The 17,152-nt window shown below is 63.3% G+C and carries 16 protein-coding genes; 12 read left to right on the top strand and 4 right to left on the bottom strand.

Features of this window, described 5'->3' with window-relative positions; genetic code table 11:
- Positions 1-2: 2 nt before the first annotated feature.
- The 4 genes from IAG25_RS23075 to IAG25_RS23060 form a co-directional block, all read right to left on the bottom strand.
- Positions 3-1,049: an ABC transporter substrate-binding protein gene (locus IAG25_RS23075; protein ID WP_029672433.1), complete on the bottom strand. Its 1,047-nt coding sequence runs from the start codon at positions 1,047-1,049 to the stop codon at positions 3-5.
- A 1-nt stretch (position 1,050) separates the two neighbouring features.
- A complete protein-coding gene (locus IAG25_RS23070; protein WP_187606916.1) occupies positions 1,051-2,232 on the bottom strand; it encodes an ABC transporter ATP-binding protein in 1,182 nt (393 codons plus the stop codon).
- 19 nt (positions 2,233-2,251) lie between these two features.
- Positions 2,252-3,391: a Rieske 2Fe-2S domain-containing protein gene (locus IAG25_RS23065; protein ID WP_187606915.1), complete on the bottom strand. Its 1,140-nt coding sequence runs from the start codon at positions 3,389-3,391 to the stop codon at positions 2,252-2,254.
- A gap of 173 nt (positions 3,392-3,564) precedes the next feature.
- Positions 3,565-4,491 (bottom strand): LysR family transcriptional regulator, encoded by a 927-nt coding sequence (locus IAG25_RS23060; RefSeq protein ID WP_029672430.1) that lies wholly within the window; start codon positions 4,489-4,491, stop codon positions 3,565-3,567.
- Between the two features lie 175 nt (positions 4,492-4,666).
- Here IAG25_RS23060 and IAG25_RS23055 point away from each other — a divergent pair, with 175 nt between their 5' ends.
- The 12 genes from IAG25_RS23055 to IAG25_RS23000 all read left to right on the top strand — a co-directional run bounded on the left by IAG25_RS23055 (position 4,667) and on the right by IAG25_RS23000 (position 17,147).
- Positions 4,667-6,016 carry a flavin-containing monooxygenase gene (locus tag IAG25_RS23055; RefSeq protein WP_187606914.1) on the top strand — a complete coding sequence of 450 codons (1,350 nt, stop codon included), beginning with the start codon at positions 4,667-4,669 and terminating at the stop codon, positions 6,014-6,016.
- 31 nt (positions 6,017-6,047) lie between these two features.
- On the top strand, positions 6,048-6,482 hold the full coding sequence (locus IAG25_RS23050) for a RidA family protein (RefSeq protein ID WP_035500367.1): 435 nt from the start codon (positions 6,048-6,050) through the stop codon (positions 6,480-6,482).
- A 20-nt stretch (positions 6,483-6,502) separates the two neighbouring features.
- The gene (locus IAG25_RS23045) at positions 6,503-7,180 is read left to right on the top strand and encodes a DUF1028 domain-containing protein (RefSeq protein ID WP_187606913.1); all 678 of its coding nucleotides are present in this window, start codon (positions 6,503-6,505) and stop codon (positions 7,178-7,180) included.
- Positions 7,173-8,336 carry an acetylornithine deacetylase gene (gene argE, locus IAG25_RS23040; protein WP_187606912.1) on the top strand — a complete coding sequence of 388 codons (1,164 nt, stop codon included), beginning with the start codon at positions 7,173-7,175 and terminating at the stop codon, positions 8,334-8,336. Before IAG25_RS23045 ends, argE begins: the two co-directional genes overlap by 8 nt.
- A 77-nt stretch (positions 8,337-8,413) precedes the next feature.
- Positions 8,414-9,835 (top strand): purine-cytosine permease family protein, encoded by a 1,422-nt coding sequence (locus tag IAG25_RS23035; RefSeq protein WP_187606911.1) that lies wholly within the window; start codon positions 8,414-8,416, stop codon positions 9,833-9,835.
- A gap of 196 nt (positions 9,836-10,031) precedes the next feature.
- Positions 10,032-11,363 (top strand): epoxide hydrolase family protein, encoded by a 1,332-nt coding sequence (locus IAG25_RS23030; protein WP_187606910.1) that lies wholly within the window; start codon positions 10,032-10,034, stop codon positions 11,361-11,363.
- 203 nt (positions 11,364-11,566) lie between these two features.
- A complete protein-coding gene (locus IAG25_RS23025) occupies positions 11,567-12,586 on the top strand; it encodes an alcohol dehydrogenase (RefSeq protein ID WP_187606909.1) in 1,020 nt (339 codons plus the stop codon).
- A 172-nt stretch (positions 12,587-12,758) separates the two neighbouring features.
- Entirely contained in the window at positions 12,759-13,163 is a 405-nt protein-coding gene (locus IAG25_RS23020) for a thioesterase family protein (RefSeq protein ID WP_187606908.1), read from the top strand.
- 27 nt (positions 13,164-13,190) lie between these two features.
- Positions 13,191-14,534: a phenylacetate--CoA ligase family protein gene (locus IAG25_RS23015; RefSeq protein WP_187606907.1), complete on the top strand. Its 1,344-nt coding sequence runs from the start codon at positions 13,191-13,193 to the stop codon at positions 14,532-14,534.
- Entirely contained in the window at positions 14,531-15,301 is a 771-nt protein-coding gene (locus IAG25_RS23010; protein ID WP_187606906.1) for an enoyl-CoA hydratase/isomerase family protein, read from the top strand. Before IAG25_RS23015 ends, IAG25_RS23010 begins: the two co-directional genes overlap by 4 nt.
- The gene (locus IAG25_RS23005) at positions 15,298-16,017 is read left to right on the top strand and encodes an HAD family hydrolase (protein ID WP_187606905.1); all 720 of its coding nucleotides are present in this window, start codon (positions 15,298-15,300) and stop codon (positions 16,015-16,017) included. Before IAG25_RS23010 ends, IAG25_RS23005 begins: the two co-directional genes overlap by 4 nt.
- The gene (locus tag IAG25_RS23000) at positions 16,014-17,147 is read left to right on the top strand and encodes a branched-chain amino acid ABC transporter substrate-binding protein (RefSeq protein ID WP_187606904.1); all 1,134 of its coding nucleotides are present in this window, start codon (positions 16,014-16,016) and stop codon (positions 17,145-17,147) included. The genes IAG25_RS23005 and IAG25_RS23000 overlap by 4 nt, the downstream gene beginning before the upstream one ends.
- Positions 17,148-17,152: the final 5 nt, after the last annotated feature.

The raw sequence follows: 17,152 nt of genomic DNA, 5'->3' as shown, positions 1-17,152 counted from the left end.
CGTTACTGCGTCAGCCACACCTGGAAGCGCTTGTTGATCTGGTCGGCGTTATCGGCCCAGAAGTTCGCGTTGATCTGCACGGCGCGCTTGAAGTTATCCGGCGCGGTCGGCATGTCGGCGAGACGCTGCTTGTCCACGAGCGCAACCGCATCCTTGCGCGGCGGCGCATAAGCGATGTACTTCGACAGATCAGCCGATGCCTTCGGCTGCGCTTGCGACACGATGAACTTCGCGGCCGTATCGGCGTGCTTCGCGCCCGTCGGAATCGCCCACCATTCGAAGTCGTAGACCTGCGCATCCCAGACCGCCTTGAACGGCTTGTTGTCCTTCTTCGCGGCATCGTCGATGCGGCCGTTATAGGCCTGCACCATCACGACCGCGCCATCGGCGAGCAGTTGCGGCGCCTGCGCGCCCGACTCCCACCACACGATGTTCTTCTTGATCGTGTCGAGCTTCTTGAAGGCGCGATCGACGCCGGCGGGCGTGCCGAGCACCTTGTACACGTCTTTCGGATCGACGCCATCGGCGATCAACGCCCATTCCATCGACACCTTCGGCGACTTGCGCAGGCCGCGCTTGCCGGGGTATTTCTGCAAGTCGAAGAAGTCGTTGACGGTGCTCGGCGCGGTCTTCAGCTTGCTCGCGTCGTAGGCATAGACGGTGGACCACACCATGCTCGCGACCGCGCAATCGCTGATCGAGCCGGGGATGAAATCGCTCGTCTTGCCGATCGACTTCTTGTCGAACTTCTGCAGCAGGCCTTCATCGCATGCGGTGATCGCGTCGTTGGTTTCGAGATCGATCAGATCCCACGTCGTGTTCTTCGCCTGCTCCATCGCGGATAGCTTGGCCAGGCCGCCGTCGTACGATTCGGTCGAGAAGTTCACGCCCGTAGCCTGCGTGAACGGTTCGAACCAGGCCTTCTTCGCAGCGGCTTCATACGCGCCGCCGAAAGTCACGACGGAAAGCGTCTCCGCCGCGTGTGTCGGGATGGTTGCAAACGCAAATACTGCGAGTGCGGCGCATTGTGCTTTGATGTGAGTGCGCATGTCAGTTGGCTCCTGCGGGTGCGGTCGAGATGAGGGAAGGTGACGGCGGTGTGGTTGGGGCAATCGCGGGGGCGCTCTTTGGCGCCATCATCGCGAGAATCTTGCAGTCGTCGTGACGCCATGCAATTTCTATCGTGCTGCCGGCTGCGGGCAACGCATGACGCTGCGTATTGGGCACTTTTACGACGAGAGAATCGCGCGAGCCCAGCTTCAGATGCACGCGATGATGATCGCCGCAATACACGAGTTCCTCGACGCAGGCGCGCACGACGTTGCTGTGCTCGTCGGGCTGCACGCCTTCCGCGCCCGGAATATGCGCGCGTTCGGGACGCAGCGCGAGCATCGCTTCGTCGCCGGCGCGCAGGCCGTGTTCGCAGCGTCCGCGAATGACGCTTCCGTCCGACAGCGCGAGCGTCGCCCATTCGTCGTTCACACTCGTGACGTGACCCGTGAGTCCGTTGTTCTCGCCGACGAAGTTCGCGACGAATGCGTTCTGCGCGTTCTCGTAGAGCTCGCTCGGCGTGGCGGCCTGCTGGATGCGGCCATCGGAAAAGACGGCGACGCGGTCGGACATCGTCAATGCTTCGGCCTGATCGTGCGTTACGTAGACGATCGTCAGCGAGAGCTCGCGATGCAGCCGCATGATTTCGTATTGCATCGTTTCGCGCAGGCGTTTATCGAGCGCGCCGAGCGGCTCGTCCATCAGCACGACGCTCGGCTCGAACACGAGTGCGCGTGCGAGCGCGACGCGCTGTTGCTGGCCGCCGGAAAGTTGCGAGGGACGCCGGTTCGCGAGATGCGGCAACTCGATCATCTCCAGCGCGCGTTTGACGCGCGTCTTCTGCTCCGCGCGGCTCACGTGCCGCACGGAAAGCGGAAACGCGACGTTCTCCGCAATCGTCAGATGCGGAAAGAGCGCGTAGTTCTGAAACACCATGCCGATGTCGCGCTGATGCGGCGGCTTGTCGTCGAGACGCCGGCCATCGAGGCGAATCTCGCCTTGCGTCGGCGTTTCGAAGCCCGCGAGCATCATGAGCGTGGTCGTCTTGCCCGATCCCGACGGTCCGAGCAGCGAAAGAAACTCTCCCTTGCGCACGTCGAGGTTCAGGTCCTCCACGACATAGTGCGCGCCGTCGTACGATTTGCTCACGCCCGAGAAGGAGATGAAGGAAGGGTCTGACATCGTGATCGCGTCCTGTCTTTCAGTGCTGTGCGAGCTTCGACGCGATATAGCGCGCGAAGTCGTAATTGGGCCGTTCGAGATGACTCAGGTTGCCGGGCTTTGCGAGCGGCGCATGTACGCCGCGAAACACTGCCTGCACGCCGCGCCTGTCTTCCGCGTTCACTTCGTCGAGCAGCTTCTTCAATGTCGTCATATGCGCGTTCGCTTCCGGATCGGCGATGAATTCAGGCGCAAGCCCGCCGCCGAAGCGGATATGCACCTGTCCGACGCCGCGCGGTTGCAGCACGAGATACCAGAAGTAGCCGGGCGTGAGCGTCACGAGATGCGTCGGATAGATCGCGAGCAGCGCGGTCGTCTTGCGCCAGTGACCCGACAAGCGCGTGTTGTCCGGATGCGCATTGCCGATCGGCAAGCTCGCTTCTTTCGTGATCCAGTGATAGTTGAACGCGGGATAGCCTGGCGGACATTCCATTTCTTCGAGTCTGGAATGCGGCCCTACGGTTGCGCGATGCAGCATCGGCAAGTGATAGCTTTCCATGAAATTTTCCGCGAGGATTTTCCAGTTCGTGTCCCACACGTGCTCTTCATAGAAAGTTTCGATGTAGTCCGTCATGCCGTACGCGCCGATGAGTTCGCTCAATTCGGCCAGTTGCTTTTGAACGGGCGGCGCGTTTTCATCGAGCGTCACATAGATCCATCCTTGCCATTCTTCGCAGCGAATAGCGGGCAATATATAGCTTTCCTTGCAGAAGCCTTCTTGCCGGTCCATGAGCGGCGCGCCCTTCAATTCGCCGTCGAGCCCATAGCTCCATGCGTGATACGGACACACGATACGGCGCTTGTTGCCGCGCCCTTCGAGCAGCACCGACATGCGATGCAGGCACACGTTCGACATCGCCTTGAGCTGCATCTGCTCGTCGCGCAACACGGCGATCGGTTGTTCGCCGATTTGCGCCGTCAAATAGTCGCCGGGCTCTTTCAACGCGCTTGCGCGGCCGACACACTGCCATTCGTGCGCGAAGATTTCACTCTCTTCGAGCGACAGAAACTCAGGCGATGTATAGACACCGGGCGGCATGGCGCGCGCATCGCTGAATGGTCGTTCGCAATTCGACCGCAACTGGTCGATGAGCGTTTGCACCGCGATCGTCCTTGTCATGAGGCTCTCCATGTGCCTTCCCGTGGAAGCGCGCCAACGCGAGGTTGCAAGGCGTTGCGCACGACATGGACATCAATCTATCAAGCCAAATTGCCAGCCAAAATATTGTTTTCGGATACAAAGCAAAGCTTTTGCCTATGCAGCGCGGATAACTTCTCCATTCGATGCGCGCATCATGTGTCGATATGCAGCCGCCGGATATAAGTCTCGCAAAAGGACGAGAAGCGATGCACGACTTGCCTCGGGCGCATCGTGCGCGATTGCGCGATGCCCAGCGTCGTCGCGTTGACGTTGTCCTTGAAGCGCTTAATCACGAAGTCTTCGCCGTCCACCGTGCGATTCGATTTGAGCGGAAAATTGAGGATGCTGTAGCCGAGACCGTTCGCCACCATGCCGCGCACGACCTCCGGCTGCGATGAACGAAAGGCGGGCACAGGGCGGCTGCCGACCGCATCGAAGAGCGCGGCGAAATACTCGCGGCTATGCGGCAGATCCAGCATCACATAAGGCTCCGGCAGCAAGTCGGCGAGCGATACCTTGCGCGCCCGGGCCAGGCGATGCGTCTTCGGCAGGATCGCATAGGGTGGCAAGGAAATCAGCGGCGTGAAGGCGATGTCTTCGGTCAGGTCCAGGCTATAGGTCAGCGCGATATCGAGCGAGCCGTCATGCAGGCCGCGCAACAAGCCATCCTGATGTGCCTCGACCGTGCGAAACGAAATGCCCGCATGCCCAGCCGTGAAATGGCTGATGAGACCCGGCATCAACGGCGGTGCGAGCGAAACGAGGCAGCCGAGCGCGATGGAGCCGGTCATGCCGCCATCCATTTCCTTCGCGGCCATTTGCAGTTCTTCCGCGATCTTCAGCAGATTGCGCGCTTGGCCGAGCAGATCGCGGCCCGCCTGCGTGAGCGACAGACCGCTCGCGTGACGTCGGATGAATAGCTGCACGCCGAACGATTCTTCGAGATCGGCGAGCGCGGTCGATATCGAAGGCTGCGAGATATGCAGTCTTTTCGCCGCCGCGGTGAACGACAACGCTTCCGCCGTGACGACGAAATAGCGCAGCTGCCGCAGCGAGTAGCGAAGGGGATGGATTTCCATCGACGATGCTCCAGAGATCATGCTTCGATGTGCCGCATTGTGAAGCGCTCAAAATTCACTGCATAGCCAAATCCGATGCTATGCATTTTTTAAATATATTTTTCAGATTTGGACGGGGCGCGTAGATTTTCACCAAGACATCACGGATACAACGGCCTTTCGGAAGGACATAGCCATGACAGTGGAAAGGAAATCAATCGACACGCTCGTGGTCGGCGCAGGACAAGCGGGCGTCGCGATGAGCGAACATCTGAGCAAGCTCGGCGTGCCGCATCTCGTGCTGGAACGCGATCGCATCGCGGAGCGCTGGCGCACGGGCCGATGGGATTCGCTCGTCGCCAATGGTCCCGCATGGCACGATCGTTTCCCTAATCTGGAATTCGCGAATTTCGATCCCAACGCGTTCGCATCGAAAGAGCAGGTCGCGGAATACTTCGTCGACTATGCGAAGAAGTTCGACGCGCCCATTCGCACGGGCGTCGAAGTTAAAAAGGTCGTGCGCAATGCAGGGCGGCCGGGCTTTACCGTCGATACCTCTGAAGGAACGATCGAAGCGAATCGCGTCGTCGTGGCGACAGGGCCGTTCCAGCGTCCCGTGATTCCGCCGATCGCGCCGACGAGTGCAGCGCTCACGCAGATCCATTCCGCCGACTATCGCAATCCGCAGCAATTGCCCGAAGGCGGCGTGCTGGTCGTGGGCGCGGGATCGTCGGGCGTGCAGATCGCCGATGAACTGCAGCGCGCGGGCCGCCGCGTGTATCTGTCGGTCGGCGCGCACGATCGTCCGCCGCGCGGCTATCGCGGACGCGACTTCTGCTGGTGGCTCGGCGTGCTCGGCGAATGGGACGCGGAAGTCATGAAGCCCGGCCGCGAGCACGTGACGATCGCGGTGAGCGGTGCGCGCGGCGGTCATACGGTGGACTTCAGGCGTCTCGCGCATCAAGGCATCACGCTCGTCGGCCTGACGAAATCATTCGACGATACCCGCGTCACGTTCGAAGCCGATCTCGCGGACAACATCCGCCGTGGCGACGAGAACTATCTGTCGCTGCTCGATGCCGCCGACGCCTATGCACGACGCAACGGACTCGATCTTCCCGAAGAGCCCGAAGCCCGCAACATTCCCGCCGATCCGGAATGCATGACGCATCCGCTCTTCGAGCTCGATCTGGCGAAGGAAGGCGTGACGTCCATCATCTGGGCGACGGGTTATGCCGTCGATTTCACCTGGCTGCAAGTCGATGCATTCGACGACAAAGGCAAGCCGAAACATCAGCGCGGCGTCGCGAAAGAGCCGGGCATCTATTTCCTCGGCTTGCCGTGGCTGTCGCGCCGTGGCTCCGCGTTCATCTGGGGCGTGTGGCACGACGCGAAACATATCGCCGATCACATCGTCACGCAGCGCAAATACCTCGCTTATTACGACGCGCCGCAACATCACGAAGACGAGACGCGTGTCGAAAGCGTCGAGGCCGCACCGGACGAATCGCGCGTCCACAAGGTCAGCGAGATGGGCGTCAACTGATTTCAAACAATCCCGTATCAAGGTGCATTCGATGAGCCAACCCACGCATACCCGTATCCGCATGTTCAACACCAAGGATACGTATCCGAATCAGACGCTCGATAACGATCTTTGCCAGGCCGTGCGCGCGGGCAATACCGTTTATGTGCGCGGTCAGATCGGCACGGATTTCGACGGCAATCTGATCGGTCTCGGCGACCCGCGCGCGCAGGCCGAACAGGCGATGAAAAACGTCAAGCAATTGCTCGAAGAGGCGGGCAGCGATCTCTCGCACATCGTCAAGACCACGACCTATCTCACCGATGTGCGTTATCGCGAGCCGGTGTATCGCGAAGTCGGCAAGTGGCTGAAAGGCGTGTTTCCGATTTCGACGGGCCTCACCGTGGTGGCGCTCGGTCAGCCCGAATGGCTGATGGAGATCGACGTGATCGCCGTCATTCCCGATGGATGGACGCCTCAGGCCTGAGCGACGCAAAAGGAGGGCACATGACTTTTTCTATCGTCGGACGATGTGAAGAGACCGGGCAGCTCGGCATCGCGATCAGTTCATCGAGCATCGCGGTGGGCGCGCGTTGTCCGTGGGTGCGCGCGGGCGTCGGCGCAGTCGCGACGCAGAACATCACACTGCCCGCGCTCGGTTCGCAGATTCTCGACCACATGGAAAGCGCGAAGCTCGATCCCTCGGCGGCGCTGGATCGCGCGCTGGCCGCGAACGAATGGAGCGAGTATCGGCAAGTGACGGTGGTCGATGCGCAGGGCCGCACCGCGTTCTTCAGCGGCAAGCAGGCGCTCGGCACGTTTCACGCGGTCGCGGGCAGGCAATGCGTCGCGGCGGGAAACATGCTCGCGGGCGTTCACGTGATCGAAGCGATGATTCCCGCGTTCGAGAACGCATCCGGCCATCTCGCGGACCGGCTTCTCGCGGCGATGCACGCGGCGATCGCAGCGGGCGGAGAAGCGGGCCCCGTGCATTCGGCGGCGCTGAAGATCGCGGGCGAGCAAAGCTGGCCGCTCGTCGATCTGCGCGTCGATTGGGCGGATGACGATCCCATCGGCAAGCTCGATGGTCTCTGGCAGGCATACAAGCCGCAGATGCAGGACTACGTGACCCGTGCATTGAATCCGACCGCCGCGCCGAGCTACGGAGTGCCGGGCGATGAATGACATGACGAGCCGCGATCTGCTCGAACGGCTGATCGGCTTCGCAACCGTCAGCCGCGATTCGAATCTCGAGTTGATCGAATTCATCCGTGACTACCTCGCGAAGCATGACGTCGAGAGCGAGCTGTTCTACAACGCGGAGCGCACGAAGGCGAATCTGTTCGCGACGATCGGACCGCGCGATCGCGGCGGCATCGTGCTGTCGGGACATACGGATGTGGTGCCGGTCGATGGCCAGCCGTGGACCGTCGATGCATTCCGCCTCACCGAGAAGGATGGTCGCCTGTATGGCCGCGGCGCAGCGGATATGAAAGGCTTTCTCGCGTCGGTGCTGGCCGCGGTGCCCATGCTGCTGAAGCGCGAACTCAGGTTGCCGGTGCATCTCGCCTTTTCCTACGACGAGGAAGTCGGATGCCTCGGCGTGCGGCCGATGCTCGCGCAACTGGCGCAACGCGCGCACAAACCCGTGCTGTGTCTGATCGGCGAGCCGACGTCGTTGAAGCCGGTGCTCGGGCACAAGGGCAAGCTCGCGATGCGCTGTCAGGTGAAGGGCGCGCCGTGTCATTCCGCATACGCTCCGTATGGCGTCAATGCCATTCAGTACGCGGCGCGCCTCATCAATCGTCTGGAAGAGATCGGCGAGAAGCTCGCGCAACCCGAGCATCACGACGCGCGTTTCGATCCTCCGTATTCAACCGTGCAGACGGGCACGATCAAGGGCGGCCGCGCGCTCAATATCGTGCCGGCGGAATGCGAATTCGACTTCGAAGTGCGCGCGCTGCCGGGCTTCGACGCCAGCACGGTTGCCGATGATTTAGAAACATACGCGCAAGCCGAACTGCTGCCGAAGATGCGCGCCGTGAAGCCCGACACCGACATCACCCTCGAAGCGCTGTCCGCCTATCCCGGACTCGCGACGCCGCCCGACAGCGAAGCCGCGCGTCTGCTCGCGTTGCTCAGCGGTTCGTCGGATTTCGGCACGGTGGCATTCGGCACGGAAGGCGGACTCTTCGATCATGCCGGCATTCCGACGGTCGTATGCGGTCCCGGCAGCATGGATCAGGGACACAAGCCCGACGAGTTCGTGACCGTCGAACAACTCCGCGATTGCGACGCGATGCTGATACGGCTCGCGGACCATCTCTCGACCATAGCCTGATTACTCAAGCGCCTGAAGCGATCCCGACGCCCTGAGCGTCAGGGCATCGCTTTGCCGCGCGCATTAAGGAGACGACTTTGACTAACGCGCAACGCAATGCTGCTCCGTTGATCGAGAAGCACACCATCGGCTACGTGCCGCCCGAGGATCGTCACGGCAAGGTGCGCGATCTCTTCACGCTATGGTTCGGCGGAAACATCGCGCCCTTGCCCATCGTGACCGGCGCGCTCGGCGTGCAGATCTTCCATCTGAACCTGTTGTGGGGCATCGTCGCGATCATCGTCGGTCAGGCGGTCGGCGGCGTGCTGATGGCGCTGCATTCGGCGCAGGGTCCGCAAATGGGCATCCCGCAGATGATCCAGAGCCGCGCGCAGTTCGGCTCATGGGGCGCGCTGCTCGTGACCGTCATAGCAGGCGTGATGTACGTGGGTTTCTTCGCGTCGAATATCGTGCTCGCGGGAAAATCGCTGCATGGCATCGAGTCGTCGGTGTCGGTGCCTGTCGGCATCGTGATCGGCGCGGTGGGATCGGGATTGATCGGCATCATCGGATACAAGTTCATTCATATCCTGAACCGCATCGGGACATGGGTGCTCGGCATCGGTATTTGCGTCGGCTTCGGCTACATCCTCACGCATATCTCGACGAACGATTTCCTCACGCGCGGCGGCTTCGACTTCGCCGGCTGGCTCGCGACCGTTTCCCTCTCGGCGCTGTGGCAGATCGCGTTCGCGCCCTACGTCTCCGATTACTCGCGCTACCTTCCGGCGAACGTGCGCGTCGCATCGACGTTCTGGGCGACGTATCTCGGCTGCACGATCGGCTCGACGCTCGCGTTCGTGTTCGGCGCGGTCGCGGTGCTGGCGGTGCCGCCCGGCGTCGATGCGATGGATGCCGTGAAGCTCGCCACCGGACCGCTCGGCCTGCCGATGCTCGTGTTGTTCCTGTTGAGCGTGATCAGCCACAACGCGCTGAATCTCTACGGCGCGGTGCTCGCGTCGATCACGTCGCTGCAAACCTTCGCGTATCGCTGGATTCCGACGGCGAAGGCGCGCGCGGTGTTGTCGGTCGTGATTCTGGTCGCGTGCTGCTACTTCGCGATTGGCGCATCGACGAACTTCGTCGCGAATCTCGTCGATCTCGTGCTCGCGCTGCTCGTCGTGCTGGTGCCGTGGACCGCGATCAATCTTATTGACTTCTATGTGATCCACAAAGGCAAGTACGATATCCAGTCGATCTTTCAGGTGGACGGCGGCATCTACGGGCGCTTCAATCCGCAGGCGCTGATTGCTTACGCGATCGGCATCGCCGTGCAGATTCCGTTCATGAATACGCCGATGTACGCGGGCCCGGTGCCGAAGTATCTTGACGGCGCGGATCTGTCATGGGTCGTCGGATTGCTGCTGACGTCGCCGGTTTATTACTGGCTGGCGTCGCGCGACACGGTTTATCGGCGTCGGCAGAACGGCGCGCAGGTGGCGTCCGGTGCGTCGCGGTAACAAATGAAGCCATGCCGGGCGGGACTTTTTCCCGCCCGACAAAAGTGTTGTACGTCCGCCTGCGTTTACGCGTCATGTGCATATGCACATAATCGCGTCACCTGCTGCGAAAACCCTTCGCGGCGCATCGAGGCGGTGACGATAAGGCTTGTCGGCATGCATCGCCCCTCCTCGCTCAAGTATTCAGGAGGTTTGTATGTCGAACGATATTTCTCTCGAAACGCCGTCGCGCCGTCACTTCATCGGCATTGCGGCGGCGACGCTCGCCGCTGGCGCATTGAGCAGCCTCGCCTTCGCCGAACCGGCTCCGGGCAGCGCGGAAATCGTGCAGGTGAAGGGCGGCGACAAGACCGCCATTCGCCCGCTTCGCGTGCATGTGCCGGATGCGCAAATCGCCGATCTGAAGCGGCGCGTCAAGTCCACGCGCTGGCCCGAACGCGAAACCGTCACCGATGCATCGCAAGGCGTGCAACTCGCGACGATGCAAAAGCTCGCGCGCCACTGGGTGACGGATTACGACTGGCGCAAGGTCGAGGCGCGGCTGAACGCGGTGCCGAATTTCGTCACCGAGATCGACGGTCTCGACATCCACTTCATCCACGTTCGCTCGAAACATGCGAACGCGTTGCCGGTTATCGTCACGCACGGCTGGCCCGGATCGATCATCGAGCAACTGAAGATCATCGATCCGCTGACCAATCCGACGGCACACGGCGGCCAGGCATCCGACGCGTTCGATGTGGTGATCCCGTCGCTGCCCGGCTACGGTTTCTCCGGCAAGCCGGCGGCGACCGGCTGGGACCCGCAGCGCATCGCGCGCGCGTGGATCGCGTTGATGCAGCGTCTCGGCTATACGCGCTATGTCGCGCAGGGCGGCGACTGGGGCAATGCGGTGACCGAGCAGATGGCGCTCATCGCGCCGCCGGAACTCGTCGGCATTCATACCAACATGCCGGCCACGGTGCCCGACGATATCGCGCATGCGCTCAAGTTCGGCGATCCCGCGCCCGCCGGTCTTTCGGCGGACGAGGCCCACGCATTCGAGCAACTCGACTTCTTCTACAAGCACGGCCTCGGTTACGCGCAGGAAATGGCGAATCGGCCGCAGACGCTGTACGCCATCGAGGATTCGCCGATCGGCCTCGCCGCGTGGATGATCGATCACGACGCGGCGAGCCAGGCGCTTATCGCACGCGTGTTCGATGGGCAGACCGAAGGACTCTCGCGCGACGACATCATCGATAACATCTCGCTCTACTGGTTCACGAACACGGGAATTTCCTCGGCGCGGCTGTACTGGGAGAACAAGCTCAATTTCTTCGCGCCCAAGCACATCGCGATTCCGGTCGCGGTGAGCGTGTTCCCGGACGAGATCTATGCCGCGCCGAAAAGCTGGACGGAGAAGGCGTATCCGAAGCTGATTCACTACAACCGTCTGCCGAAAGGCGGGCACTTCGCCGCCTGGGAGCAGCCGCAGGCGTTCTCGGACGAGGTTCGTGCGAGCTTCCGTTCGCTGCGTTCGGCGTAAGGCAATGCGCGATGCCTCCGCGGCATCGCGTGCGTTCGTTGGTCTGGCCGCGCAGCGCATGCATCGGCGCGAGACCTGTCACAATCGCAATCTCCGACGTTCCTCGACGATGCGGTCGGGATTGCGATTTTGCCGGGCCGTGTCATCCGATTGCGGCGTGCCAGCCGCGCCGCGCGTGTTTCTCCCATGACAAGGAGCAAGCGATGCCAACGATGCAGGCAGTGCAGGTAGCGAAAGCGAACGGTCCGCTGGAAGTCGTCGAGCGCGACGTGCCCGAGCCGCCCGACGGACACGTGTTGATCAAGGTGCAGGCCTGCGGGATCTGCCACAGCGATTCCCTGACCGTCGAGGGTCTGTGGCCCGGCCTTCAGTTTCCGCGCGTGCCGGGTCATGAGATCGCGGGCGTGATCGAGAAGCTCGGCGCGGGCGTCGAAGGATGGGAGAAGGGGCAGCGCATCGGCGTGGGCTGGCACGGCGGGCATTGCGGACATTGCGAGCATTGCCGTCACGGCGACTTCGTGCTTTGCCAGCGCGCGCTGGTGCCCGGCATCAGCTACGACGGCGGCTACGCGGACTACATGGTCGCGCCGCAGGAAGCGCTCGCGCGCATGCCCGACGATCTCTCCGATGTCGATGCCGCGCCGCTCCTTTGCGCGGGCATCACGACCTTCAATGCGCTGCGCAACAGCGGCGCGCGCGCGGGCGATGTCGTCGCGATTCTCGGCATCGGCGGGCTCGGTCATCTGGGCGTGCAGTTCGCGCGCAAGATGGGCTTCGTGACGGCGGCGATCGCGCGAGGCAAGGACAAGGAGCCGCTCGCGAAGCAGCTCGGCGCGCATCACTACATCGACAGCGAATCGCAGAACGTAGCCGACGCGCTCAAGGCGCTCGGCGGCGCGCGCGTCATTCTGGCGACGGCCACGAGCGGCAAGGCGATGAACGCGGCCATCGGCGGTCTGGGGCTCAACGGCAAGCTGATCATGGTCGGGATATCGGAAGAGCCGGTCGAGGTGCCGATCACCCAGTTCATCATGGGCCGCAACTCGGTGCAGGGCTGGCCGTCCGGCACGGCAGCGGATTCGCAGGAAACGCTGGCATTCAGCGCGCTGTCGGGCGTGAAGCCGATGATCGAAGAATTTCCGCTCTCGCGCGCAGCCGAAGCGTACGCGCGGATGATGAGCGGCAAGGCGCGGTTCAGAGTGGTGCTGACGCCGGGGAAGTGAAGCGCATCACCGTAAAACAACCCGACGACCGTTTCGAATCGCAACGTTAAGAATCTTTCCACTACGCCGGTCCACGGCATCCGCGAAACCCGCAAAGCCCCGCCAGCCGGGGCTTTGACGCATATGGCCCGCGCCTTGCATTGATTGCGCTCCAGACAACCCGGAGCCGCACATGATCGAACGAGGCCGAGCCGCCACGCTTACCCACACCGTCACATCCGCCGATCTCGCATCCGCCCACGCGCAAGGCGCGGGCGAACGCTATCCCGACGTGCTGTCCACACCCGCGCTGCTGTCGCTGATCGAGCGCGCGTGCGCCGAAACGCTGCGCGATGCCGTCGGCGATGGGCAACTGTCCGTCGGCGTGACGACGCATCTCAATCATCTCGCGCCGACGCCGCTCGGCGCCGAAGTCTCCGCGACCGCGACTTTCCGCGATCTCGAAGGCGCGCTGTACTGGTTCGACATCGTCGCTTCCGATGCCGGTGGCCCGGTCGGCACGGCGAGCCACGCGCGCGCCATCGTCGAGCGATCCGCGATCGAAGCGCGCGCCGCGAAACGCCGCCGCACCGAATGACGCATCCACACGACGAGAGAAAAGCACATGGCTGATCATTCCCCGACGCACGGCGTCTTCTTCGACGAAGCGTTCGAAACGCTCCCGCCCGCCGACGTGCGCCGTCATCAGGACGCGCTCTGGGCGTCGCACTGGCCGTATCTGCGCGCGATGTCGGCGTTCTACCGGACGCGGCTCGCGCACTGGATCGGCCGCGACGACGTCACGCTCGACACGCTTCAGGAGATGCCCTTCACCGAGAAGGACGAACTGCGCGTGAGCCAGGAAAGCGCGTCGCCCTACGGCGATTACGTCGCGTGCGCGGAAGGCGGCATCGCGCGGCTGCATCGCACGTCGGGCACGACCGGCCGGCCGCTGATTCTCGCGAACAGCGCGCGCGACGCTGCGGATATCGCTCGCGTCGGCGCGCGCTCGATGTGGGCCGCCGGCCTGCGCCCGGACGATCGCGTCGTCCATTGCCTCAACTACTGCATGTGGACCGGCGGCTTCACCGATCACACGATCCTCGAAGCCACCGGCGCGACGGTCGTGCCGTTCGGCGTCGGCAATACGCGGCTCCTGATCGATTCGATCCTCAATCTCGGCATCAACGCGATCTCCTGCACGCCGTCTTATCCCGCGCTGATCGAACAGGTGTTGCGCGAGACCGGCGGCCCCGCGCCGCGCGATCTCGGGCTGAAGCTCGGCCTGTTCGGCGGCGAAGCGGGCCTCGACAATCCCGAGCTGCGCGCGGCGATGGAAGAGAAGTGGGGCTTCAAGGTGCGCAACGCGAACTTCGGTCTCTCGGAAGTGCTGAGCATTCTCGGCGGACAGACCGGCTGGACCAATGATCTTCTCTATCACGCGGGCGATGTCGTGTTCGCCGAGATCATCGATCCGCAGACGCTCGCGCGCTTGCCGATCGAAGCGGGCACGACGGGCGAACTCGTCTGCACGCACTTGCGCAAGCAATGTCAGCCGCTCGTGCGCTATCGCACCCGCGATGTCGTCACGGTGACCGCCACCGATCCCGGCCCGGATGGCCGCAGCGCGTGGCGCTTTCGCGTGACGGGCCGCACCGACGACATGTTCAACGTGCGCGGCGTGAACGTGTTCCCGGGCGCGGTGCGGCTCGCGGTCGAGTCGCTGCCGCAATGGGCGTCGGGCATGTTCCGCATCGTGCTGAAAGGGCCGGGCCCGTACGACCGCATCGCGATGACGGTCGAGGCCGCGAACGGCTTGCCCGTGCCACGCTGGGACGATGCCGCGACGCGCATCGAAGCGGCCGTGCGCGAACGCATCGGCGCGAGCGCAAGCGTCACGATGGTCCCGTTCGAGCATTTTCCGCGCACCGAAGGCAAGACACGCTGGATCGACAAGGAGCCCGCATGAGCTACGTGAAGACACGCATGGATGGAGCCGTTTGCATCGTGACGCTCGATCGTCCCGAGCGCATGAACGCGATCGGCGGGCCGCTGCTCGACGATCTGCACGACGCATTGCAACGCGCGAACGATGACGCCGCCTGCCGCGTGATCGTGCTGACGGGCGAAGGCCGCGCGTTCTGCGCGGGCGACGACCTGAAGGAATTCGGCGAGCAGAGCGCGAGCGATGAAAGCATCCGCAGCCATATCGAACGGATTCAGCGCATCACGCGCGATCTGATGTTCAACGCGAAACCGGTCGTCGGCGCGGTGCATGGCTTCGCCGTCGGCGGCGGTTTCGAATGGATGCTCAATTGCGACATGGTCGTCGCTTCCGACGATCTCGTCGCGTTCTTTCCGGAGATGGAGTGGGGGCAGTTCGTCACCGGCGGCATCACGCATCTGCTGCCGCAGGCGATCGGCCATCAACGCGCGATGGAGCTGTGGCTGCTCGGCGAACGGCAAAGCGCGCAGTCGTTGCTGTCGATGGGCCTCGTCAATCGCGTCGTGCCGCGCGGCGCGATGCTCGACACGGCGATGACGCTTGCGGCGCGCATCGCGGAGAAGTCGCACACGTCGATCGCGCGGCTCAAGCGGCTCGTCACCGCGGAACTGTCGGACACGCTTTCGCGCAGTCTCGAACTCGAATTCGCGGCGACCATCGACGCCTTCGCGGACCCCGACGCCGCCGAGCGCGTGAAGGCCTTCGCGACACGCAAGGAGAACGCACGATGAACCCGAAAGCCCTGACCTTCGACTACTTCGGCACGCTCGTCGATGTCGATCGCGGCGGCACGCTCGGCATGGCGGAAGTGCTGCGGCGGCTGTCCGTCGAAACGGATGACGCGCCGTTCGACATCTATCTCGACTGGGACATCCGCAATGTGCGGCTCTATCGCGGCCAGGCGTACGCGCGTTATCGCGATGTCGCGCAGCAGGCGCTCGCGGCCGTGCTCGATGCGCGCTGGCCCGGTGCGCGCCGCGGCCACACGATGGATGCGCTGACCGACGTGTTCCTCACGCATCTCGTCGAGGCATCGCCCGCGCACGAGGACGCGGCGCCGTTTCTCGACTGGGCCGCGTCGCGCTATCCGCTCATGCCGATCACCAACATGGACAGCGACCTGTGGCGACGCACGCAACTCACGCGCTACTTCGAGCACGTGACAACGGCGGAGATGGCGCAGGCGTACAAGCCGTCGCAGGCGATCTTTTCGCTCGCGCTCGACCGCCTCGCGCTGCCCGCGCAGAACGTGCTGCATTGCTCGCTTGCGAGCTGGGCCGATATCGACGGCGCGAAGCCGCTCGGCATGGCGGTCGCGTGGATCAATCGCGGCGGCGATACGCTCGGCACGTGGCAGCCGCGCCCGGATTTCGAGTTCGACACGTTGTCGCCGGTACGGGACGTTCTGGATAGTCTGTCATTCACAGCGACTGGGGAAACGATATGAAACCGATGAAGATGGCGATGGCGTGCGTCGCGTCCGCTGCGATGCTATGCAACGTTGCACAGGCGCAGCAGGTGGTCAAGATCGGCGTGGCGGGGCCGCTGACGGGCAGCGCGGCGCAAAGCGGCAAGGACGACGAGCGCGGCGTGCGCCTCGCCATCGACGAGCTGAACGCGAAAGGCTTCACGATCGCCGGCAAGCCCGTGAAATTCGAGCTGATCTCGATGGACGATCAGGGCGATCCGAAAGTCGGCGTGAACGTCGCGCAGAAGCTCGTCGACGATGGCGTGTCGGCGGTGATCGGCCATTACAACTCGGGCGTGAGCATTCCGGCGGCGCGCATCTATAACGATGCGCATGTCGTGATGATGACGGGCGCATCGTCGAATCCGGATCTCACGCATCTCGGCTATCCCTACGTGTTTCGCCTCGCCACCAACGACAACGTGATGGGCGGGCGCATGGCGGTCTATGCATCGAAAGTGCTGGGCGCGCAGCGCGCCGCCGTGATCGACGACCGGACCGCATACGGCACGGGCGTCGCCGATGTGTTCATCAAGACCGCGCAGAAGGAGGGCTTGCAGATCGTCGCGCGCGAATACAGCACCGACAAGTCGACCGACTTCAAGGCGATCCTCACGCAGATCAAGTCGCGCAATCCGCAGGTCGTGTTCTACGGCGGCTACTACGCGCAGGCCGCGACGCTCGCCCGGCAGATGGGCGAACTCGGCGTGAACGCGACGCTCGTCGGCGGCGACGGCATCTGTTCTCCCGAGTTCGACAAGCTCTCGGCGGGCGTCGCGGACAAGCGCATGTTTTGCGCGCAGGGCGGCGCGCCGCTCGACACGCTGCCCGACGGCAAGACCTTCCGCGCGAAGTTCAAGAGCGCGTTCAGCGCCGATGTCGATACCTACGCGCCCGCGTTCTATGCAGCGACGCTCGTGGTCGCCGACGCGATGCAGAAGGCGGGATCGGCGAAACCCGAGGTGTTCGTGAAGATCTTGCGCGATCAGTCGTTCGCGAGCATCCTCGGTCCCGTGAAGTTCGATGCGAACGGCGACTGGATCGATGCGCCGGTCACGGTGTATCGGCTGAACGGCGGCGCGCTGACCGCGATCGCGCAGAAGGACTGATGCGC

It is taken from the genome of Caballeronia sp. EK (assembly GCF_014384845.1).
Classification (GTDB): domain Bacteria; phylum Pseudomonadota; class Gammaproteobacteria; order Burkholderiales; family Burkholderiaceae; genus Caballeronia; species Caballeronia jiangsuensis.
This window is presented reverse-complemented; position numbering and strand designations above follow the sequence as displayed.